This is a genomic window from Dyella sp. M7H15-1, assembly GCF_004114615.1.
Classification (GTDB): domain Bacteria; phylum Pseudomonadota; class Gammaproteobacteria; order Xanthomonadales; family Rhodanobacteraceae; genus Dyella_B.
Genome location: NZ_CP035300.1, coordinates 1,890,488 through 1,910,566, shown reverse-complemented (window position 1 = coordinate 1,910,566; position 20,079 = coordinate 1,890,488). Strand labels below are relative to the sequence as shown.

The following is a 20,079-nucleotide window of genomic DNA, read 5'->3' as shown; positions in this document are numbered from 1 at the left end:
CCTGGCCATCCCTGGCCAGGTTTTTCAAAAGAGCATGACCATTAACGAACCATCTCGACGAACTTCACCAGACGCTTGTCACTCGTTTACGCTTTATTAGACGCGACGTCCTTGTCGCGGAGAGCAAACTCTGCCATCCATGGTGGACTCTTCAAAAGGGCGTCAAACCAGACAGAAGCTGGCGCACATGCGCTGCTTCTACCCCTTCCCTGGCGGCTATAGCGCTGTGGCCCCACCCGATCCCATCCCGAACTCGGAAGTGAAACGCAGCTGCGCCGATGGTAGTGTGGACTTCCATGCAAGAGTAGGTCACCGCCAGGGATTTTATCCTAAAAACGCCTTCCTTTATGGGAAGGCGTTTTGCTTTGTGCGCCTTGGCGCACCCGCAACAGGGTTTTGAGCGTCTACTATCGCTGATTATTCCTCCTGCCAAGCTGCTTGCACAGCAAGCGAAATGGAGTGTCAGTGATCGCCCCAATAGAGCCATTTCATGATCGGCAAAAGGAGCCACGGACTGGCTCCACTACTCCCGCCCGGCCATCGTCGGCCCATGCGTCCCTTGCGGGACTCGAGCTCCCACCCACTGCTGCCGGCTGTATTTGAGGTACATGGTTATCGATGGTAGGTACGGCGGCGGACAAGGGAATAGGCAAGGTCGCCACTACACGCGGTTTTGCCCCTTCGGGCCTCTGTAACGTGTTGATCTCCCTCACGGCGCATGCTGCCGGACCCAGAAAAATCGGGAAAATTGGCGGCCAGTTGCGAAAGTCGGGCTAGTGCACAATAGCGCTAGCCAAAGTCTCCGGCTCATGCTTGTGCCGGAACAGCAGCATGAACAGTACCGCCACCGCCAGCGAATAGGTGGCGAAGGTGATCCAGATGCCGTGCCAGTCCAGCGAGTGATCCAGGCGGGTGAAGTATTGGTCGATGATCACGCCGCTGATTGAGCTGCCCAGCACGGCGCCGATGCCGTTGGTCATCAGCATGAACAGACCTTGTGCGCTGGCGCGGATGGCTGGATCGCTCTGGCTTTCCACGAACAACGAGCCGGAGATATTGAAGAAGTCGAAGGCCATGCCGTAGACGATGCACGACAGTACGATCATCCACAGGCCTAGACCAGGATCGCCAAAGGCGAACAGGCCGAAGCGCAGGGTCCAGGCGAGCATGCTGATAAGCATCACTGTCTTGATGCCAAAGCGCTTCAGGAAGAACGGAATGGCCAGGATGAACAGCGTTTCGGACACCTGCGAAATCGACATAATGATGGCCGGGTAGCGTACTGCCACCAAGTTTTTGTATGCATCGACGTGGGCGAAATCATGCAGAAAGGTGTCGCCGTAGGCGTTGGTCAGCTGCAGCGCTGCGCCCAGCAGTATGGCGAAGATGAAGAAGGTCGCCATCTTGCCGTGCTTGAACAACGTGAACGAGGTAAGGCCAAACGTATCCAGCCATGAGTGATAATCTTTGCCGCGCAGGCGAGGTGGGCAGGGCGGCAAGGTAAAGGCGTAGATGCCGAGTATCAGCGCGGCTGCCGCAGCGACGTAAAACTGGCCGGTGGTGGTTTCAAGATGTAGCAGGCTCACCATCCACATGGCGGCAATAAAACCCACCGTGCCCCATACGCGGATTGGTGGATACACGCGCACCACGTCCACGCCGTCCTGCTTGAGCGCATTGTAGGCCACGGTGATCGCCAGCGAGATGGTTGGCATGTAGCACATCATGTTGATCAACATCACCCAGAACAGCGTTTGCGGGTTGTCGATCATTGGCATGAGGCAAAGCACACCCGCACCGAAGATGTGCAAGGTGCCGTAGAGGCGTTCGGCGCGAATCCACTTGTCGGCGATCACGCCTGTCATCGAGGGCATGAACAGCGAGGCGATGCCCATGGTGGAGAAAATCGCCCCGAACTCGGAGCCCGACCAGTGGCGATTCTGGAACCAGTAGGCGCCGATGGTGATCAACCATGCGCCCCAGACAAAGAACTGCAGGAAGTTCATGGCGATGAGTCGCAACTTCAGGCTCATGGGCAGGTTTCCCACATGGATTTTCCCCGGATCAGGCCTGTCTCTTAATCACATTTCCTCAGGCGCGAAATGCTCGTTTTTTTGCTCGTCGTCCCGGCCTGTGCCGGGACGACGAGCAAAAGCGTTTGGCGTTGAGACTTCCACTGATCCAATCGTTTCGGAGATGGAGAAACGATTATGAACAGGCTCTTATTGCAACAGAGTCCTATTATCGCTTCACGCCCTTCCTCGTCAGATCGTGTAACGCAAGGTTGAACCACGCCTCAGATCGCATGCCTTCGGACCGAAAAATTGATTTATCCAATAACGCCTCCCTTCAGTATCCGACAACCGCTGACTAGGTCGTCGAGCTCCTGCAGCATAACGTTCTTCATGCCAGCAGACGCATTCCAGGGGGGGCGTCGCAGCATTATTATCCTGGGCGGCATCAAGCCTAAAGTGGACCCCACTGTCAAGACAGTTTTTAGTCCAGTTTAAGCTGCTTCCACAACCTCATCCGCAGCGGAACAGCGCTGCCCTGTTTTCGACATGGATACATCATCCTTGCCGTACTTGTCGATGATCAGCGCACCGCCGCCATTCCTCGTGGCGTACACCGTGTCCGGCGACTCATAGCCAAGGGACTGGTGCGGGCGCTCCGCATTGTAAAACGCGAAGTAGTTCGTCAGGCCGATCATCAGCTCGGCCATCGTGGAATACCCTTTCAGATATACGTCTTCATACTTGACCGTGCGCCACAGCCGTTCGACGAAAATATTATCCAATGCGCGTCCGCGACCATCCATGCTGATCTGCACACCTCGTGGGCCTTCCAGACATCATGACCAGCGATACTTGATCCGTGTTGTCTTAAACTGCACACCTGTTTGCCTGGAGTGCGCCCATGAGCCTGTTCATCACGATTGCGATTGTCCAGATCATCGCCCTGATCACGCCTGGCCCTGATTTCTTCTTCGTGTCGCAGACCGCGGTCAGCCGTTCCCGGCATGAGGCGATGGCTGGTGTGGCCGGCATTACGCTGGGTGTGACGATCTGGTCGGCGTTGGCGTTGCTTGGGCTGCAATTACTACTGCACAAGCTGATCTGGCTGGAGCACCTGATTGCCGTCGCCGGTGGTCTGTATCTGTGCTGGATGGGGGTGAAGATGTTGCGCGCGGCACTGGCCAAATCCTCGCCAACGCAGGCAACAGAGCCCGCTCAGGTGTTCGTGGGTGCATGGCGCTCCATGCGCAATGGTCTGTTCACCAATCTCGCCAACCCGAAGGTGGTGATTTATTTCGGCAGCATCTTTTCGGCCTTCGTCGGCACGGGTGTCAGCTCGGATGCGCGCTGGGCGCTGTGGGCGATGGTGGTAGCCGAGACTTTCTTGTGGTTCTCGTTCGTAGCGGGATGTTTCGCCTTGCCGGTGATGCGTCGCGGCTATCTGCGCATCAGTCGCTGGATCGATGGTTGTGCCGGTGCCGTGTTCATGGCATTTGGTGTGCATCTGATCTTCTCGCGGCGTGCGGCATAGGTTGCGTTAGCGCAGCGTAACCCAACAGAATCGCTAGGGATGCCAAAGCCGTCAGCCGGTTTCGAAGGCACTCCGCAACCAATTCATCTGTGCGCGGTTTGCAGGTCCGTCATAGCTGACCACATCGAACCGGCAAGCGCGCTGCGCATGCTGCGGATGCGCAGCCAGCCAGAGCTGGGCTGTCTGGATCAGTCGCATTTGCTTGGTCGCCGTGATCGATGCCAGCGCATCGCCGTGGCTGGCACGGATTCGATGACGTACTTCAACGAAAACCAGCATATCGCCATCGCGCATCACCAGATCCAGCTCGCCATATCTGGTGGTGTAGTTGCGCTCGAGTAGTTTCAGCCCGGCACGTTCGAGTTCACGGCACGCCAGTTGCTCGAACACCGCTCCGGTAACCCGCATCAGTCGGCCGGCTGCATGGGGTCGCTGCTGGCTGGCGCTGGTGCGCTGCCTGCAGGTGCTGGGTCGCCGGGTGCGTTGTCCATTTGCAGACTACCATCCATTGGGCGGGCAACGCCGTCCTGGAATTTCAGCCAGGTTAGCACGCGATTGACGTGACCGAAGGTATCAGCGGCAAGCTGGCCGGTGGCGCCCGACAGATAGCTGCCGGGATGATTGCGCATCCAGTCGATGTAAGGAACCAGATTCCACGCATCCATGCCAAAGGCAAACAATGGGGCGGTTGCCCCGCGTGCCGCTGGCAATTGCGAAGCGACATCCTGGTAATTGGGCAGGCCAGTCTGTGCGTCGAATAACCATGGAGCATCGCAAAACTCGACGTCTTCCAGATCGCGGTCTGCCGTGGGGTTATCGCTACCGCCATAGATATGCGAGGTGGCAAACACTGGCAGATTGATGCGTGCGACGCGCAATTGGGGCAGCAACAAGCGCGCCTGCTCGGTACGCATGCTGATGAAAATGCCGGCATCAGCGCTTGCATTATCAGCGTTCAATGCGTTGATGGCACCACCATAGTTGACGTTGCCGGAGGCAATCTGGGCAGCGCCGGCAACCTGCCCTCCTTTAGTCGCGAATTCAGCTTTGAATGCCGCGCCCGCGCGCCTGGCGAAGTCATCATGAGAGGTGAGGAGGTACGCACTGCGCACGCCACGATCAATCATGTGATCGGCAGCCTGCGCACCTTCGTCCTCGGGCATCAGCGCGAATTCGCTGGCAGTGCCCGCGGGCAGGCTCTTATTTTCCGAATGATTGAGTGCGAGCACGGGAACCGGCAGCGACGACTGGCCCAGTACGCCCATGACTTCCGAATGTGTCAGCGGCCCTACGACCAGTTGCGCGCCATCCGAAACGGCCTGGTTATAGGCCTTGATGGCGCTGGCGGCACTGCCGCCGCTGTCGTAGACGCGAACAGTGGCTCGTGGGGCATGCGTGTCGGATGCCTGATAGTAGGCCGCGAAAAAGCCTTCGCGAATCGCCGCGCCTATGCCAACCAAGCCATCGTTATTGGGCAGCAGCAGCGCAACCTGGGCAGGCATTTTATAGCCTTCGTGCACGTTGGCGCCGTTGCCCGGTACCAGTGTGCCCACCGGCTGGGTCAGGTTGGGCAGCGCCTGGGCTACGGTCACGCCAAGTCGGCCCAGTGCTTCATTGATCCACGGCAGCATCGGGTCGTTGGGTTGCATAGCGGCTGCGCGTTGCTGCAGTGGTGCGGCGCCGAGTCTAGCGAGTAGCGAAACGGCTTGATCACGGTTTTGCGCGCGATCGGCGCCCTGCAGCAAGCTATCCATGCTTATGCGAGTGTGAGCGGCGTCCCACAAATCGCCGGTATCGGCCTGGGCATCCGCGCGCAGCATCAACATGCGTGGTTGCAGGTTGGCCGGAAAGGTGACGTCGGGCTGCGTGGTCAGTTGCAGTGCTTTGGCCGGGTCGCGCTGGCGCAATGCAATCTCCGCACGCAGCAGATCCAGGCGTGCCGGTTCGTCTTCGGTGAGTTCATTGCGCTGAATGCCGGCAGTGATCGGTGCGGCGCGATCCAGTGCGCCTTCCTCGCGATAGGCCTCCGCGGCGAGCAGGTTGTAGTGGTCGGCACGACGCGGCGCTTGCGTGGCCAGGGTCAGATAGGCTTGCGCGGCTCTGTCGAATTGTCCTTGCCTGGCCAGGTCGGCGGCGTTTTGGGCCGCGGTGATTTCAGCAGGTGAACGAGGCGCCACCGAAGGAACGCAGCCACTCAATACGAGCGAAACCAGCAGTCCTGACAGGGCAAGACGACTCAAGCGCATGGACTTCCTCGAATCTTCGCGAACAGGGGGGATTAGGCGATCATAGCCGATCGTATTGCTGTGTCGTCGCAAGGGGGTTTCACAATGTCTTTAGAACAGACTGGCTGCCTATGGGTGGTGGCCACGCCTATCGGGCATCGCGACGATATCTCTGCGCGTGCCATTGAAATCTTGCGCCATGTCACTGTGATTGCGGCGGAAGACACTCGGCACAGCCGCCCCATGTTGCTCCAACACAACATCGATACGCCGTTGATTGCTTTGCATGAACATAATGAGCGTGAAGTGGTGGCGGCCATCGTGCGTCGTTTGGAGCAGGGTGAGTCTGTCGCGCTGATTTCCGATGCGGGTACGCCGTTAATCAGCGATCCCGGTTTTCGTCTGGTACGGGCAGCGCGTGAAGCGGGCATCCGTTGTGTGCCGGTGCCGGGTGCCTGTGCGGCGATTGCTGCGCTTTCTGTCGCAGGCTTGCCCAGCGATCGTTTTGTCTTCGAAGGTTTCCTGCCGCCCAAATCGGCGGCTCGCCGCAGTCGGCTCGAGGCGCTTGCGGGTGATCTACGCACGTTGATTTTTTACGAATCCTCGCATCGCGTGGCGGAAAGCCTTGCCGATATGCAGGATGTTTTGGGTGCCGAACGCGAGGCAGTGTTGGCGCGCGAACTCACCAAGCTGTTCGAAACGGTGATCGGCGAACCGCTGGCGCGGTTGGCGGCACGCGTGAAAGAGGATCCGAATCAACAGCGCGGCGAATGCGTGATCCTGATAGCCGGGCGCGGCGAAGAGGCGGATGAAAAACTGGCCGAGGGTCAGCGTGTGTTTGCGATCTTGCGCGAGGAATTGTCGCCGGCGAAGGCGGCTAAGCTGGCCGCGGCGATCACCGGGGCTTCGCGCAAGGCGTTGTATGAGCGGGATTCGGGGTGACGCTGCGCACGTGCATGGCGTGCTTTTCCCTTGTCCCGCTATAATCGCCTGCGGAGTCGGCCGGACAGTCGCGTCGCGCGCAAGCGCATCGAGGAAAGTCCGGGCTCCGCAGGGCAGGGTGCCAGGTAACGCCTGGGCAGCGTGAGCTGACGGCCAGTGCAGCAGAAAGCAAACCGCCGATGGCCCGCAAGGGCACAGGTAAGGGTGAAACGGTGCGGTAAGAGCGCACCGCGCGCGGGGACAACGTCGCGTGGCACGGTAAACCCCACCCGGAGCAAGACCAAATAGGGGAACGATAACGCGGCCCGCGTTGTTCCCGGGTAGGTCGCTGGAGCCAGGCGGTGACGCCTGGCCGAGAGGAATGACTGTCGCGTCGCAAGGCGTACAGAACCCGGCTTACAGGCTGACTCCACCTCTTTCTGCGGGAATCGTCAATCGGGAATCGGGAATGGTTAAGAGCGCCTCCCCCGGTTCCCGGTCCGATTCCGCAGCTTTCCTTCCCTGAAATCCTTCCGTAGGTAAACAGCGCATAAAGCCGTATACATCGACTGAGTGCCCAGCTGCCCGATCGGTGCTTCCCGCGGTTCCCGATTGACGATTCCCAGTTCCCGGCTTTAAGACAAAAAAATCACAGCGATCAAGCACCTCTGTGTGCTTCCTAGAAATTGCTGGAAATTTAGCTGCACTGCTGCCTTTCTCCTTGATTCACAAGCAAAAAATCCTTGACAGTCGCATGGGTCGAGACTATCGTGGGTACCTGTGTGAAATCGTGGGATTTCGTGGAGTTCACGGGCTGTGTTTCAGGGCGAAACCGCCATCACCGTCGATGACAAGGGCCGGTTGGCTATCCCGACTGCGTATCGGGAGCTAGTCGCAGGTGCTTGTGCCAATCGGTTGGTGATCACTTACAACCCGTTCGAGTCGGGTTGCTTGTGGCTGTTCCCGCATGCCGAATGGGAGCGGGTGCGCGACCAGGTGAATGCGTTACCGAGCGTCAAGGCCGTGCATCGCGCCTTGCAGATGAAGCTGGTCGGTGCGGCTGCCATGGTTGAGCCGGACAATGCGGTGCGCATCCTGTTGCCGGCCAGCCAGCGCATGGCGGCCGGGATCGAGAAGAAGGCAGTTCTGTTAGGCATGGGCAACAAGTTCGAGCTGTGGAGCGAACAGGCCCACCTGGCCAAGATCCGCCAGACCATCGGCGAAGACGAGATCAGCGACGACATGACGGACCTGCGGCTCTGACCGGTGACGGGCAGGGTGCGGGATGAATGCGAACAAGAGCGGGAGTGCGGTATGGCTAAGAACCTGAATTCATGTGTTCAGTGGCCATTGGGCACATGAATTCAGGCTCCGAAGTACCGCAACACATCCCTGTGATGCTGAATGAAGCGGTGGAGGGTCTCGCCGTGCGGGAAGACGGGCGTTATCTCGATGGCACCTTCGGACGCGGCGGTCACGCCCGCGCCGTGTTGTCGCGCCTGGGCTCTGGCGGACACTTGCTGCTGATGGATCGCGACCCGCAGGCCATTGCTGCGGCACAGAAGGAATTCGCGGGTGACTCGCGCGTGTCGATCCGCCATGCCAATTTCTCTACGCTGGCCGAATGGGATGAGACCTCGGAGGGTTTGGATGGTGTGCTGCTCGACCTGGGCGTTTCCTCACCGCAATTAGACGAAGCTGCCCGCGGCTTCAGCTTCATGGCGGATGCGCCGCTGGACATGCGCATGGACACCACTCAGGGCGAGAGTGCCGCTGACTTCCTTGCCCACGCCGATGAGCGTGAGATCGCCGATGTGTTGTGGACCTATGGCGAGGAGCGCTTCAGTCGCAAGATCGCCCGCGTCATCGTCGAGCATCGCAACGAATCGCCGATGACTCGCACGGGTGAACTGGCGACGTTGATCGAACGTGTAGTGGGCCGTCGCGAGTCGGGCAAGCATCCGGCAACGCGCAGCTTTCAGGCCCTGCGCATCCGTGTCAATGGTGAGCTGGACGCGTTGCAGCGCGGTCTCGATGCGGCCCTGGATCGACTCAAGCCCGCTGGCCGCTTGTCGGTAATCAGTTTCCACTCACTGGAAGATCGCGCCGTGAAGCTGTTTATTCGCGATCATTCCGGCCGTGTGCAAGGCAGTCGTCGTGGACCTCCGTTGATGGTAGCGCCTGCACGTCTTGCCGCGGTCGGCAAGGCCCAGTTTCCCTCTGCAGCCGAGCAGGCGGACAACCCGCGTTCCCGTTCCGCGGTGTTGCGCGTGGCGGAAAAGCTCCCAGAGGGAGGCCGCGCATGAGAGTGGTCGGTCTGTTGTTCCTGATGATCCTGCTGATCGCCGTGCTGGTGAGCGCGATTGCCGTGGTGTGGACGCGACATCAGAGTCGAGTGCTGTTCGTGCAGCTCACCCAGCTTCAGGGCCAGCGTGACGCCCTGAATATTGAATACGGCCAGCTCGAACTGGAGCAGGCAACCTGGGCCGAACCGCGTCGCATTGATAATGAAGCGCGCACCAAGCTTGGCATGCTCATGCCGCGTCCGCAGGACGTGCAACTGGTGCGACAGCCATGAACTGGCTTCCACGTCCCAGCGCCAAACCCGCCGCGCGCCGCCAAGGCATGGGGCCGAGTGCACGCCGCCGCATGCTGTTGGTGGTCGGCATCCTCGGTGCCGCATCGTTGGGTTTGGTCGCGCGAGCCTTCGACCTGCAGGTGGTGCGCAAGCAGTTCTATCAGAACCAGGGTGATGCGCGTTTCCTGCGCGTGGTGCCGATTGCGGTGTCGCGCGGCACCATCTTCGATCGCAACGGCGAGCCGCTGGCGGTGTCCACGCCGATGGTGTCGATCACGGTCGTGCCGTCGGAAGTGCTCGATAACACCGATCGTATCCCCACACTCGCGCAGGCGCTGGGCACTCATCCCGATGATCTGAAGAACTATCTCGAACAACGCGCCGATCGCGAATTCGCCTATCTGCGCCGGCAGATGAGCCCGGACGCGGCGCAGGCCGTGCTCGATCTGGGTGTGCCCGGCGTCAACGGCCAGCGTGAATACAAGCGCTATTACCCGTCCGGTGAAGTGACCGCACACGTGCTCGGCTTCACCAATATCGACGATCACGGCCAGGAGGGTCTGGAGCTGGCCTTCGATAGCTGGCTTGCGGGCAAGCCGGGCGCCAAGCGTGTGATTCGCGACCGTATGGGCCACATTGTGGAAGATGTGGAGCAGGTGCGTGCGCCGCAGCCGGGGCAGAATCTCACGCTCAGCATCGATCGCCGCATTCAGTTCCTCGCCTACAGCGAGCTGAAGAAGCAACTGGAGGATCTCAGCGCTGATTCCGGTGAAATGGTGATCTTGGACGTACACACCGGCGAGATCCTCGCCATGGTCAGCTTGCCTACCTACAATCCCAACGCGGTCACCGGTAGTGCGCCCGCGCAGCGTCGCAATCGCGCCGTGACTGACGTGGTCGAGCCGGGCTCGACCATGAAGCCGTTCACCATGGCGGCAGGTCTGTCCAGTGGCAAATACACGCCCACCGCGCCGATGATCGATACCGGCAACGGACACTGGTATTTCATGGGCAAGGACATCCGTGACGTCGAATCGGGCGGCAACGGTGTGCTTACGCCCACCGGCGTGTTGACCAAGTCCAGCAATATCGGTGCGGCAAAAATTGCACTGTCGCTGGATAGTAAATTCCTTTACGACACCTATCGCGCCTTCGGTTACGGCGAGAGCACCAGCAGCGGTTTCCCAGGTGAATCGGCAGGCTTTCTCAAGACCAGTCGCGGCTGGCGTCCGATCGAAAAAGCCACCATGGGCTACGGTTACGGCCTCAACGTTACGCCGCTGCAACTGGCCGTGGCCTACGGCACGCTGGCGGATAATGGCATACGGCATACGCCTACCTTCATTAAGGGTGGCGCCGATGCGGGCATGCAGATCATCTCGCCAGTTATCGCGCGCGAGCTTGTCAACATGTTGGAAACGGTGACGGCGCCGGGCGGGTCGGCCACGCGTGCGCAGATCGCCAACTACATCGTCGCCGGCAAGACTGGCACGGCGCATCTGGTGTTGGGGGGCGGCTATGCGAAGAACAACTACAACTCGCTGTTCGCTGGCATTGTGCCGGCCACCGATCCGCGTCTGGTCGGCGTGGTGGTGATCAACAATCCCAAGTCCAGCATTTACTACGGCGGCCTGGTGTCCGCGCCGGTGTTTCAGCGTGTGATGACTGGCGCGCTGCGTCTGCTTGATGTGCCACCGGATAACATTGGTCGCTGGTATGCCGGCGGTCCGTTGCAGGCCGGCGGTGGGTTGGCCGGTACCGCTCCAGCGCAAAACACGCCAGATGACCGATCCACCGTGGAGGCCGTCGACCCATGACCGGCCAACGTCTGGACCATCTGCTGCAAGGCATCGCTGAGACAACGGCCACAGGGCCGATGGTCGTATCCGGACTTGCCCTCGACTCGCGCCAGGTGCGCAGTGGCGATGCATTCTTCGCATTGCGCGGTACGCGTGGGCACGGCATTGAATTCGTGCATGGCGCCGTGCAGCGCGGCGCGAGCGTCGTGCTGGCTGAAGCGCCGCCGTCTGCGCTGGACAATGATCCTGGCGTACCGGTGTTGTGGATCGACAGCCTGCGTACCTTTGTAGGCGAGATCGCTTCGCGCTTCTTTGGCCGTCCGTCCGAGTCGATGCGCGTGATCGGCGTGACCGGTACCAACGGCAAGACATCCACGGTGCAACTGCTGGCGCAGGGATTGGAAAAGCTCGGCCATCGCACAGCCACGATCGGCACCCTGGGGGCCGGTCTGCATGGGCAATTGCACGAAGGCGAGCGCACCACGCCGGATGCTATCGCCGTGCAGCGACTCATGGCGGAGTTTCGTCGCGATGGCGCCACGCATGTTGCCATGGAAGTGTCTTCGCACGCGCTGGAACAGGGGCGCGTGGCAGCCATGGATTTCGACGTCGCCGCATTCACCAATCTCACCCGCGATCATCTCGATTACCACGGCAGCATGCGGGCCTATGGTGCGGCCAAGGCAAAGTTGTTTGCCTGGCCAACGCTTGATGCCGCCGTCATCAATACCGATGACGCGTTTGGCCATGCGCTTGCCGGCAAGCTGGCGCCGAGCGTGAGCGCCCTGACGTTCAGCAGTGCTGGCGATGCGCAAGCCAGCATAGCCGCCAGCCATATCGTCACCTCGACAGAAGGCGTGGCGTTTCAGATGCGTACGCCGTGGGGCGAGCATCGCGTTCGCAGTCGCCTGCTGGGGCGTTTCAATGTAACGAACCTGCTGACTGTGGTGGGTTGCCTTGGCGCACTGGGTGAATCGTTCGATCGCATCGTTGACGCGGTTGAGGCGCTGGAGCCCGTCAACGGACGCATGAGCCGCATCGGCGGTGACCATGATCTGCCGTTGGTGGTGGTCGATTACGCACACACCCCGGATGCGCTTGAACAGGCATTGGCGGCCTTGCGCGCGCATTGCGACGCGCGCCTGATTTGCGTATTCGGCTGCGGAGGCGAGCGCGATGCGGGCAAGCGTCCGCAGATGGGCGAGATTGCCGAACGGCTGGCCGATGTCGCCATCGTCACCGATGACAATCCGCGTGGTGAGGATGGCGACCTGATCGTGGCGCAGATCGTCGCCGGCATGAAACAACCTACGGCGGCGACCGTGTTGCGCGATCGCGAAGCGGCCATTCGCGCTGCCTTGCAGATGGCCAAAGCAGGCGACGTCGTACTGGTTGCAGGCAAGGGCCACGAGACCTACCAGGAGGGCGCGGGCGGCAAGCGTGCGTTTGACGACATGGCGGTCGCCCAAGCCATTTTGGAGAGACACGTATGATGCGCCTGAGTGCCATCGCCATGTGGACACACGGTCGCTTGCTTGGCAGCGACGCCAGCATCGACAGCGTTGTCATCGATTCACGCAAGGTCAAGCCCGGCGACCTGTTCGTTGCCTTCAAGGGCGAGCGCGTGGATGGCCACGATTACCTCGCTGATGCGAAAGTACGCGGTGCGGCCGCGGCCCTGGTCGAACGCCGGATCGCCATCGATCTGCCGCAAGTGCAGGTGGAGAATGCCGAGCTGGCGCTGGGCGATCTGGCCAGTGCGGTGCGTGCCCAGCGCAATGCGCGGGTGATCGGCATCACCGGTTCCAATGGTAAGACCACCGTCAAGACGCTGACCGCGTCGATTCTGTCGCGTCATGGTCGCACGCATTTCAATACCGGCAGCTTCAATAACGAGATTGGCTTGCCGCTGACTTTGTTGAGGATGCCGGAAGACACCGAATACGCCGTGCTCGAGATGGGCGCCGGCAAGCCAGGTGACATCGACTACCTCGCTGCCATTGCACGGCCCGATATCGGCCTCGTCAACCTCATAGCGCCCGCGCATCTTGAGCGGATGGGCACGATCGAGATGGTGGCGGAAACCAAGGGCGCGCTGTATCGCGCGCTGCCGGCGGATGGTGTGGCGATCATCAATGCCGACGACGCCTTTGCCAGCTTCTTCGCCGGATTGGCCGGTGGCCGCAAGGTGCTGCGTTTCGGTCTGGATCACAAGGCAGATGTTGGTGCGGATATCCTGGATCAACGCGTGGACGGCTCGCACTTCGTGTTGAGCACGCCGCAAGGCGATGCCGATGTGCAGTTGCCGCTGCCCGGCCGTCACAACATCGCCAACGCTTTGGCCGCAAGTGCGATTGCGCTGGCGCTCGACGTGCCGCTGGACACCATTGTCGAAGGCCTTGAGCAGGCATCGGCGATGGAAGGGCGCCTTAAGCGCATCACCATGCCAGCTGGCTGGACATTGATCGACGATAGCTACAATGCCAACCCCAACTCAATGTTCGCTGCGATCGACACGCTTGCGTTGGCAGAGGGCGAGCGCTGGTTGGTGCTGGGCGACATGGCGGAACTCGGGGCGGACGCGCGTGCCCTGCATACCGGCGTTGGTCGCCATGCGCGCGAACGCGGCATCCAGAAGCTGTTCGCCGTCGGGCCACTGAATGCATCCGCCGTGGAGGCATTCGGCGCAGGCGGCACGCATTATGCGGACAAGGCAGCATTGATCGATGCTTTGCAGGCGCAACTGCAAGTCGGCGTCACCTGTCTGGTGAAGGGCTCGCACTCGGCGGGTATGGAACATGTGGTGGCTGCGTTGAAGAGCGGCCAGCCAAAGGAGGGCGCCCCCAGTGCTGCTTGAACTGGCGGATTGGATGGCACGGCATTTCACAGCCTTGCATCTTTTTCAATACATCACTTTCCGCACGATCATGGCGGCGCTGACCTCCATGGCGATGTCGCTGCTGTTCGGTCCCGCGTTGATCCGCAAACTTGCCGCGCTCAAGGCTGGCCAGGTGGTGCGCAAGGATGGCCCGCAGACGCATCTTTCCAAGGCGGGTACGCCGACGATGGGTGGCGTGATGATCCTGCTATCTGTCGTCGTGGCTACTTTGCTCTGGGCCGATCTCGACAACCGTTACGTGTGGCTGGTGATGGCCGTGCTGGTGTGCTTTGGTGCGATCGGTCTCTACGACGACTACCGCAAGCTGGTGCTGAGGGACAGTCGTGGGCTGGCCTCGCGCTGGAAGTATTTCTGGCAGTCGGTGTTTGGCCTGGTCGCCGCATGGTTTCTGTATCACACCGCCATCAATCCAGCCGAAACAGCGCTGTTCGTGCCGCTGTTCAAGCACGTGGAGGTTCCGCTTGGCGTGTTCTTCGTGGTGCTGACCTATTTCATGATCGTGGGCTTTTCCAACGCGGTGAACCTTACCGACGGCCTGGATGGCCTGGCGATCATGCCGACCGTGCTGGTTTCGGGCGCGCTTGGTGTGTTTGCGTACCTGGCGGGTAACAAGGTGTTTTCCGAATACCTCGGCATTCCGGCGATTCCCGGTGCGGGGGAACTCGCGGTGTTCTGCGGCGCGATGTCGGGCGCGGGGTTGGGCTTTCTCTGGTTCAACACTTATCCCGCGCAAGTGTTCATGGGTGATGTTGGCGCGTTGGCGATTGGCGCTGCGTTGGCAGCGATCGCGGTGATTGTGCGGCAGGAAATCGTGTTGCTGATCATGGGCGGCGTGTTCGTGATGGAAACGATGTCGGTGATGCTGCAAGTGGCTAGCTTCAAGATGACCGGCAAGCGCATCTTCCGCATGGCGCCGATTCATCATCACTTCGAATTGAAAGGCTGGCCCGAGCCTCGGGTCATCGTGCGGTTCTGGATCATCAGCGTGATGCTGGTGCTGATTGGCTTGGCAACCTTGAAGGTGCGTTGAGTGAAAGCCGTGAATCGTCAATCGGGAATCGTGAATCGGGTTCAGGCCAGCCTGAGGCACGACCGTACTCGTGTGGCGCCACGAAAGAACGGGACGCCTGGAGGCCCGCAAGCGATCTGCTTTTTCACGATTCCCGATTCCCGATTCCCGATTTACGCACCCTGCCAGCGCGAGGTGTCCCATGTTTGACACCACCCAGGCAAAGCGCCGGCAGGGCCCGCGTGGCAAGTTCGACTTGCCGTTGCTGGTAGCCCTGATCGGTCTTGCGTGCATGGGTGTCGTGATGGTGGCATCGAGCTCGATTGCCGTGGCCGATGCCTCGCACGTCGGCGAGTTCTACTTTCTCAAGCGTCATCTGTTGTTCCTGTCGGCGGGTTTCGTTGCGGCCGGCGTGGCGATGCGCACCGAGTTGAAGGTGGTGGAGAAGCATGCTTTCTTCCTGATGCTGGTTGCTTTCATCCTGTTGCTGGCGGTGTTCGTGCCGCATCTGGGCATGCGCCTCAACGGTGCGCGGCGCTGGCTCAACCTGGTGGTGATATCGTTCCAGCCGGTCGAGGCGGTGAAGCTGATTCTGGTGGTGTATATCGCCAGTTATCTGGTGCGTCACCGCGAAAGCATCGAAACGCGCTTCCTGGGCCTGATCAAGCCGATCTTTGTAGCGGGCGTTATCGTGCTACTGCTGCTCGCGCAACCGGACTTCGGTTCGGCCACACTGGTGATTGCCGTCAGCATCGCGATGGTGTGGTTGGGCGGTGCGCGACCGATCTTCCTGTTCATCATGGGGTTGCCGTTGATGCCGCTGCTGGCGATCGCGGCGACCAGCGAAAGTTATCGCATGAAGCGCCTCACCTCGTTTATGGACCCGTGGAAGGATCCGTTCAACGACGGCTTCCAGTTGACCCAGTCGTTGATGGCCATCGGCCGCGGTGAATGGACCGGTGTGGGCTTGGGTGCGAGCGTGCTGAAACTTTCCTACCTGCCCGAAGCGCATACCGATTTCATTTTCGCGGTGATCGGCGAGGAGCTTGGCTTGTTCGGCATCATGGCTGTCATGGGTCTGTTTGCGATGGTCTTGTGGCGAGGTTTGTCGGTTGGGCTCAGAGGCGTGGAGATCGGTCAGCGCTTTGCGGGGTATGTCGCGTTCGGCATCTCGCTGATGATCGGTTTGCAAACCGTGGTGTCGATCGGCGTGAATTTGGGTGCGTTGCCGACTAAGGGCCTGACCTTGCCATTGATCAGTTACGGTGGTTCATCGATCGTGCTGACATGCGTCATGGCCGGTGTCTTGCTGCGCGCCACGTTTGAAATCTATCGCGCGATCGATGCGCGGCAGATGGCGACCCGGATGCCAGTAGCAGGAGCGTCCGACGCGAACTCGGCGACCGCGCGTGAGCGCGAGGTGGTGTTGGCATGATTGTCATCGGGAATCGGGAATCGGGAATCGGGAATCGGAAAAGCGGGGCACGCTTCGCACCGTTCGCGTTCGTGAGCGGGGCTTTGATGACGTCGAATCATTTGGAACAGGGTGCGGCGCGCTCTAACGATTCACGATTCACGATTGACGATTCACGCCGCGGAGCGCCGGTCCTCATCATGGCCGGCGGTACCGGCGGTCATATCTTCCCCGGCCTCGCCGTGGCGGAAACGCTGCGCGCGCAGGGTGTGCCGGTGGTGTGGCTGGGCGCCGTGGGTGGGATGGAAAGCAACGTCGTTCCGGCGCACGGTATCGAATTGCATACGGTTGCTGTAGGCGGCCTACGTGGCAAAGGTTTGAAGACCCGCTTGCTCGCGCCTCTGATGCTTGCACGCGCGCTGCTGTCGTCGCTGGCCGTGCTGTATCGACTGAAACCCCGTAGCGTGCTGTCGATGGGTGGTTACGTGGCTGGACCAGGTGGCATTGCTGCGCGTTTGCTACATCGCCCATTACTCGTGCACGAGCAGAATCGCGTCGCAGGTTTCACCAATCGCAAACTGGCAGCGCACGCCAGCCGCGTGATGGCCGGTTTCGCGGATAGTCTGCCTAATGCGGAATGGGTGGGTAACCCGGTGCGTGGTGCGATCGCCTCTTTGCCGTTGCCCGCGCAGCGTATGGCGGGACGTGGTGGCAAGCCGCATTTGCTGGTGCTAGGCGGAAGCCTCGGCGCGCGTGTGTTAAACCTCGCTGTTCCGCAAGCGCTGGCCAGTATTCCAGTGGATCAGCGGCCAGAAGTGCTACATCAGTGCGGTAATCGTGGCATGGATGAAGCGCGCAAGGCTTATGCCGACGCGGGTGTCGAGGCGCGCATTGTGCCGTTTATCGAAGATATGGCTGGCACCTATGCCTGGACGGATCTGGCGGTTTGCCGCGCAGGTGCGCTGACCTTGGCTGAGTTGACGGCGAGCGGTTTGGGCGCCGTGCTGGTGCCATTCCCGCATGCGGTGGATGACCACCAAACCCGCAACGCCGAGGCGCTAGTCGCCGCGGGTGCGGCTGAATTGATTCAGGAACGTGATTTGAATACAAAGGATTTGGCGCAGCGTCTGTCTGCGCTGCTGGGCGATCGCGCCAAGTTGCTCGCGATGGCAGAGGCTGCACGCACGCTTGCGAAACCGGATGCCGCGGCGAATATCGCCCGTGCCTGCGTGGAGGTGGCCGCATGAAGAGGCTCGCTGCGCATGAAGACTTGATGAGCACCTTCCGCCGTGTGCACTTCATTGGTATCGGCGGTGTGGGCATGAGCGGCATTGCCGAAGTGCTGCACAATCTCGGCTATGCGGTATCCGGCTCGGATCGCAGCGAGTCACCGACCGCGCTGCGCCTGCGCGAGCTGGGCATCGATGTGCATATCGGCCACGCCGCAGCGCATATCGGCGATGCCGATGTCGTGGTGACATCCAGTGCGATCAAGAACGATAACCCGGAGCTGGTCGCTGCCCGCGAGGCGCGTATTCCGGTGATTCCTCGCGCCGAAATGTTGGGTGAGCTGATGCGCTTTCGCCGTGGCGTGGCGATTGCTGGCACGCATGGCAAGACGACCACCACGAGCCTAGTGGCCAGCGTGCTGGCGGAAGCTAATTACGATCCGACCTTCGTGATCGGCGGCCAGCTCAACGCCGCGGGCGCCAATGCGCGCCTGGGCACCGGCCAGTATCTGGTGGCCGAAGCGGACGAATCAGATGGTTCGTTCCTGCTGCTGTCGCCGGTTATCGCGGTGGTCACCAATATCGATGCCGATCACCTGGAAAATTACCAGGGCGATTTCGCACTGGTACGCAAGGCGTTCAGTGATTTTCTGCACCGCCTGCCGTTTTACGGTCTGGCCGTGCTATGTGTGGATGATCCGGAAGTGGCCGAGCTGGCCAAGATCATGGCGCGTCGTGTGATGACCTATGGCATCGATGCGCAGGAGGCGGACGTACGCGCGATCAACATCGAGCAGCGCGGCTTCGAAATGCACTTCGACTTGCTGTTGCCGGGTGTAAGCCATCCCATTCCAGTGACACTCAACCTGCCAGGTCGACACAATGTGTTCAATGCATTGGCGGCCGCCTCGATTGGCTGGCAGCTTGGTGTGGAAGCCGATGCGATCGCACACGCGTTGAAGCACTTTCAAGGGGTTGGACGCCGTTTCCATCGTCGTGGCGAGATTGCACTGGATAAAGGCAAGGCGATGTTGGTCGATGACTACGGCCACCATCCACGCGAGCTTGCAGCGGTGTTCGCAGCGGCGCGTGATGGTTGGCCGGATCGCCGCCTCGTGGTCGGTTTCCAGCCCCATCGTTACAGCCGTACGCGCGATTTGCTTGATGACTTCGCGAATGTGTTGGCCGAAGTGGATGTGCTGGTGCTGACCGAGGTCTATCCGGCTGGCGAGGCGCCGATTGCCGGTGCCGATGGTCGTGCGCTTGCGCGCGCTGTGCGCGCGCGCGGCAAGGTCGATCCGGTACTGATCGGTCATCCACGTGAATTAAAAGACACCTTGCCGGCGCTGTTGCGCGATGGCGATTTTTTGCTGTTGCTTGGCGCTGGCGATATCGGTGCCGCCGCGGTGGAGTTGACCCAGATCGGGCATTTGAGGACGAGCGAGACATGAAGATTCAGGATCCCGCCCAATTTGGTCGTGTCGCTGTCGTGATGGGCGGAAGTTCGGCCGAGCGCGAGGTATCGCTCGATTCCGGCCGCAACGTACTTGCTGCATTGAAAGCGCGCGGAGTCGACGCACATGCCATTGACGGCATCCCAGCACTGCTCGATGCCTTGCGCGCGGGTCACTTCGCACGCGTGTTCAACATTCTCCACGGCCAGCATGGCGGCGGCGAGGACGGTGTGCTGCAGGGTGCGCTGGAATCCCTGCATGTGCCGTACACCGGCTCGGGTGTGCTTGGTTCGGCGCTGTCGATGGATAAGACACGCTCCAAACGCGTATGGCAATCGCTGGGCTTGCCGACACCGAAGTTCGTGGCATTGCCGCGTGGGGCGGATGTGCATGCTGCGGCGAACGAAGTCGGTTTTCCGCTGATTGTGAAACCGGCCTGCGAAGGTTCCAGTGTCGGCGTGACGCGCGTCTTCGAAGAGAAGGATCTGGACGTCGCCGTGGTGCTGGCTGAGAAATATCCGGGCGACCTGTTGATGGAGGCACTGATCGAGGGCGACGAGCTTACTGTCGGAATCCTCGGCGGCAAGGTATTGCCGAGCATCCACATCGTACCGACGGGCGAGTTCTACGATTACAACGCGAAATACATCGCCGAGGACACGCGCTACATCTGCCCAGGTCTGGAGGGCGATGCCGAAGCCGCGCTGCGTGCGCTTTCGCTGGAAGCTTTTGACGCGCTGGGTTGCCATGGCTGGGGCCGCGTCGACGTGATGCGTGATCACCAGAGCCGCAACTGGTTGCTGGAAGTGAATACTGCGCCGGGCATGACCTCGCACTCGCTGGTGCCGAAGGCCGCTGCCGTCGCCGGCATCGACTATCAGGAGTTGTGCTGGCGGGTGCTGGAAACGAGTTTCCGGGAATCGGGAATCGTCAATCGGGAATCGCAAGAGCGCGACTCGCAACCTTTTGGCGGTGCGTCATGAAAAGCTCTGTACATACAGAAGT

The 20,079-nt window shown here is 60.7% G+C and carries 16 protein-coding genes, 1 rRNA gene, 1 other RNA gene and 1 pseudogene; 15 read left to right on the top strand and 4 right to left on the bottom strand.

Features of this window, described 5'->3' with window-relative positions; translation table 11 throughout:
* Positions 1 to 208 precede the first annotated feature (208 nt).
* Positions 209 to 321, top strand: a 5S ribosomal RNA gene (gene rrf, locus EO087_RS08980).
* Between the two features lie 452 nt (positions 322 to 773).
* On the opposite strand, the gene EO087_RS08975 is transcribed toward rrf, so the two are convergent.
* Together EO087_RS08975 and EO087_RS08970 are read right to left on the bottom strand one after the other, a co-directional pair.
* A complete protein-coding gene (locus EO087_RS08975) occupies positions 774 to 2,033 on the bottom strand; it encodes a nucleoside permease (RefSeq protein WP_128898573.1) in 1,260 nt (419 codons plus the stop codon).
* Between the two features lie 473 nt (positions 2,034 to 2,506).
* Positions 2,507 to 2,833, bottom strand: a pseudogene (locus EO087_RS08970) (integrase core domain-containing protein); the annotation flags it as partial.
* A gap of 83 nt (positions 2,834 to 2,916) precedes the next feature.
* On the opposite strand from EO087_RS08970, the gene rhtC reads away from it, so the two are divergent.
* Positions 2,917 to 3,546 (top strand): threonine export protein RhtC, encoded by a 630-nt coding sequence (gene rhtC, locus EO087_RS08965; RefSeq protein WP_128898572.1) that lies wholly within the window; start codon positions 2,917 to 2,919, stop codon positions 3,544 to 3,546.
* 51 nt (positions 3,547 to 3,597) lie between these two features.
* On the opposite strand, the gene EO087_RS08960 is transcribed toward rhtC, so the two are convergent.
* Together EO087_RS08960 and EO087_RS08955 are read right to left on the bottom strand one after the other, a co-directional pair.
* Positions 3,598 to 3,954, bottom strand: coding sequence for a YraN family protein (locus EO087_RS08960; protein ID WP_128898571.1), 357 nt, complete (start codon positions 3,952 to 3,954; stop codon positions 3,598 to 3,600).
* Complete coding sequence (locus EO087_RS08955) at positions 3,954 to 5,792, bottom strand: penicillin-binding protein activator (RefSeq protein ID WP_128898570.1); 1,839 nt, start codon at positions 5,790 to 5,792, stop codon at positions 3,954 to 3,956. Before EO087_RS08955 ends, EO087_RS08960 begins: the two co-directional genes overlap by 1 nt.
* A gap of 84 nt (positions 5,793 to 5,876) precedes the next feature.
* On the opposite strand from EO087_RS08955, the gene rsmI reads away from it, so the two are divergent.
* The 13 genes from rsmI to EO087_RS08890 all read left to right on the top strand — a co-directional run bounded on the left by rsmI (position 5,877) and on the right by EO087_RS08890 (position 20,057).
* Positions 5,877 to 6,713 (top strand): 16S rRNA (cytidine(1402)-2'-O)-methyltransferase, encoded by an 837-nt coding sequence (rsmI, locus tag EO087_RS08950; protein ID WP_128898569.1) that lies wholly within the window; start codon positions 5,877 to 5,879, stop codon positions 6,711 to 6,713.
* A gap of 52 nt (positions 6,714 to 6,765) precedes the next feature.
* Positions 6,766 to 7,128, top strand: an RNA gene (gene rnpB / locus EO087_RS08945) — RNase P RNA component class A.
* 380 nt (positions 7,129 to 7,508) lie between these two features.
* Positions 7,509 to 7,955 carry a division/cell wall cluster transcriptional repressor MraZ gene (gene mraZ / locus EO087_RS08940; RefSeq protein WP_128898568.1) on the top strand — a complete coding sequence of 149 codons (447 nt, stop codon included), beginning with the start codon at positions 7,509 to 7,511 and terminating at the stop codon, positions 7,953 to 7,955.
* Between the two features lie 95 nt (positions 7,956 to 8,050).
* Positions 8,051 to 8,998 (top strand): 16S rRNA (cytosine(1402)-N(4))-methyltransferase RsmH, encoded by a 948-nt coding sequence (gene rsmH, locus EO087_RS08935; protein ID WP_128898567.1) that lies wholly within the window; start codon positions 8,051 to 8,053, stop codon positions 8,996 to 8,998.
* The gene (gene ftsL / locus EO087_RS08930; RefSeq protein ID WP_128898566.1) at positions 8,995 to 9,270 is read left to right on the top strand and encodes a cell division protein FtsL; all 276 of its coding nucleotides are present in this window, start codon (positions 8,995 to 8,997) and stop codon (positions 9,268 to 9,270) included. Before rsmH ends, ftsL begins: the two co-directional genes overlap by 4 nt.
* Positions 9,267 to 11,087: a penicillin-binding protein 2 gene (locus EO087_RS08925; RefSeq protein ID WP_128898565.1), complete on the top strand. Its 1,821-nt coding sequence runs from the start codon at positions 9,267 to 9,269 to the stop codon at positions 11,085 to 11,087. The genes ftsL and EO087_RS08925 overlap by 4 nt, the downstream gene beginning before the upstream one ends.
* Positions 11,084 to 12,562, top strand: a complete 1,479-nt coding sequence (locus EO087_RS08920) for a UDP-N-acetylmuramoyl-L-alanyl-D-glutamate--2,6-diaminopimelate ligase (RefSeq protein WP_128898564.1) — start codon at positions 11,084 to 11,086, stop codon at positions 12,560 to 12,562. The genes EO087_RS08925 and EO087_RS08920 overlap by 4 nt, the downstream gene beginning before the upstream one ends.
* On the top strand, positions 12,559 to 13,926 hold the full coding sequence (gene murF / locus EO087_RS08915) for a UDP-N-acetylmuramoyl-tripeptide--D-alanyl-D-alanine ligase (RefSeq protein WP_128898563.1): 1,368 nt from the start codon (positions 12,559 to 12,561) through the stop codon (positions 13,924 to 13,926). Before EO087_RS08920 ends, murF begins: the two co-directional genes overlap by 4 nt.
* Positions 13,916 to 14,998, top strand: a complete 1,083-nt coding sequence (gene mraY, locus EO087_RS08910; protein WP_128898562.1) for a phospho-N-acetylmuramoyl-pentapeptide-transferase — start codon at positions 13,916 to 13,918, stop codon at positions 14,996 to 14,998. Before murF ends, mraY begins: the two co-directional genes overlap by 11 nt.
* Before the next feature lie 181 nt (positions 14,999 to 15,179).
* On the top strand, positions 15,180 to 16,412 hold the full coding sequence (gene ftsW, locus EO087_RS08905) for a putative lipid II flippase FtsW (protein ID WP_128898561.1): 1,233 nt from the start codon (positions 15,180 to 15,182) through the stop codon (positions 16,410 to 16,412).
* Between the two features lie 179 nt (positions 16,413 to 16,591).
* Complete coding sequence (gene murG / locus EO087_RS08900; protein ID WP_240669004.1) at positions 16,592 to 17,638, top strand: undecaprenyldiphospho-muramoylpentapeptide beta-N-acetylglucosaminyltransferase; 1,047 nt, start codon at positions 16,592 to 16,594, stop codon at positions 17,636 to 17,638.
* Positions 17,635 to 19,071 (top strand): UDP-N-acetylmuramate--L-alanine ligase, encoded by a 1,437-nt coding sequence (gene murC / locus EO087_RS08895; RefSeq protein ID WP_128898559.1) that lies wholly within the window; start codon positions 17,635 to 17,637, stop codon positions 19,069 to 19,071. The genes murG and murC overlap by 4 nt, the downstream gene beginning before the upstream one ends.
* Positions 19,068 to 20,057: a D-alanine--D-alanine ligase gene (locus tag EO087_RS08890; protein WP_128898558.1), complete on the top strand. Its 990-nt coding sequence runs from the start codon at positions 19,068 to 19,070 to the stop codon at positions 20,055 to 20,057. Before murC ends, EO087_RS08890 begins: the two co-directional genes overlap by 4 nt.
* Positions 20,058 to 20,079: the final 22 nt, after the last annotated feature.

Coding starts and splice junctions, on each gene's coding strand:
- EO087_RS08975 (WP_128898573.1), bottom strand. CDS start 2,033: ATGAGCCTGAAGTTGCGACTCATCGCCATGAACTTCCTGCAGTTCTTT.
- EO087_RS08890 (WP_128898558.1), top strand. CDS start 19,068: ATGAAGATTCAGGATCCCGCCCAATTTGGTCGTGTCGCTGTCGTGATG.
- rsmI (WP_128898569.1), top strand. CDS start 5,877: ATGTCTTTAGAACAGACTGGCTGCCTATGGGTGGTGGCCACGCCTATC.
- EO087_RS08960 (WP_128898571.1), bottom strand. CDS start 3,954: ATGCGGGTTACCGGAGCGGTGTTCGAGCAACTGGCGTGCCGTGAACTC.
- EO087_RS08920 (WP_128898564.1), top strand. CDS start 11,084: ATGACCGGCCAACGTCTGGACCATCTGCTGCAAGGCATCGCTGAGACA.
- EO087_RS08955 (WP_128898570.1), bottom strand. CDS start 5,792: ATGCGCTTGAGTCGTCTTGCCCTGTCAGGACTGCTGGTTTCGCTCGTA.
- ftsL (WP_128898566.1), top strand. CDS start 8,995: ATGAGAGTGGTCGGTCTGTTGTTCCTGATGATCCTGCTGATCGCCGTG.
- EO087_RS08925 (WP_128898565.1), top strand. CDS start 9,267: ATGAACTGGCTTCCACGTCCCAGCGCCAAACCCGCCGCGCGCCGCCAA.
- murC (WP_128898559.1), top strand. CDS start 17,635: ATGAAGAGGCTCGCTGCGCATGAAGACTTGATGAGCACCTTCCGCCGT.
- murG (WP_240669004.1), top strand. CDS start 16,592: ATGGCCGGCGGTACCGGCGGTCATATCTTCCCCGGCCTCGCCGTGGCG.
- ftsW (WP_128898561.1), top strand. CDS start 15,180: ATGTTTGACACCACCCAGGCAAAGCGCCGGCAGGGCCCGCGTGGCAAG.
- rhtC (WP_128898572.1), top strand. CDS start 2,917: ATGAGCCTGTTCATCACGATTGCGATTGTCCAGATCATCGCCCTGATC.
- murF (WP_128898563.1), top strand. CDS start 12,559: ATGATGCGCCTGAGTGCCATCGCCATGTGGACACACGGTCGCTTGCTT.
- rsmH (WP_128898567.1), top strand. CDS start 8,051: ATGAATTCAGGCTCCGAAGTACCGCAACACATCCCTGTGATGCTGAAT.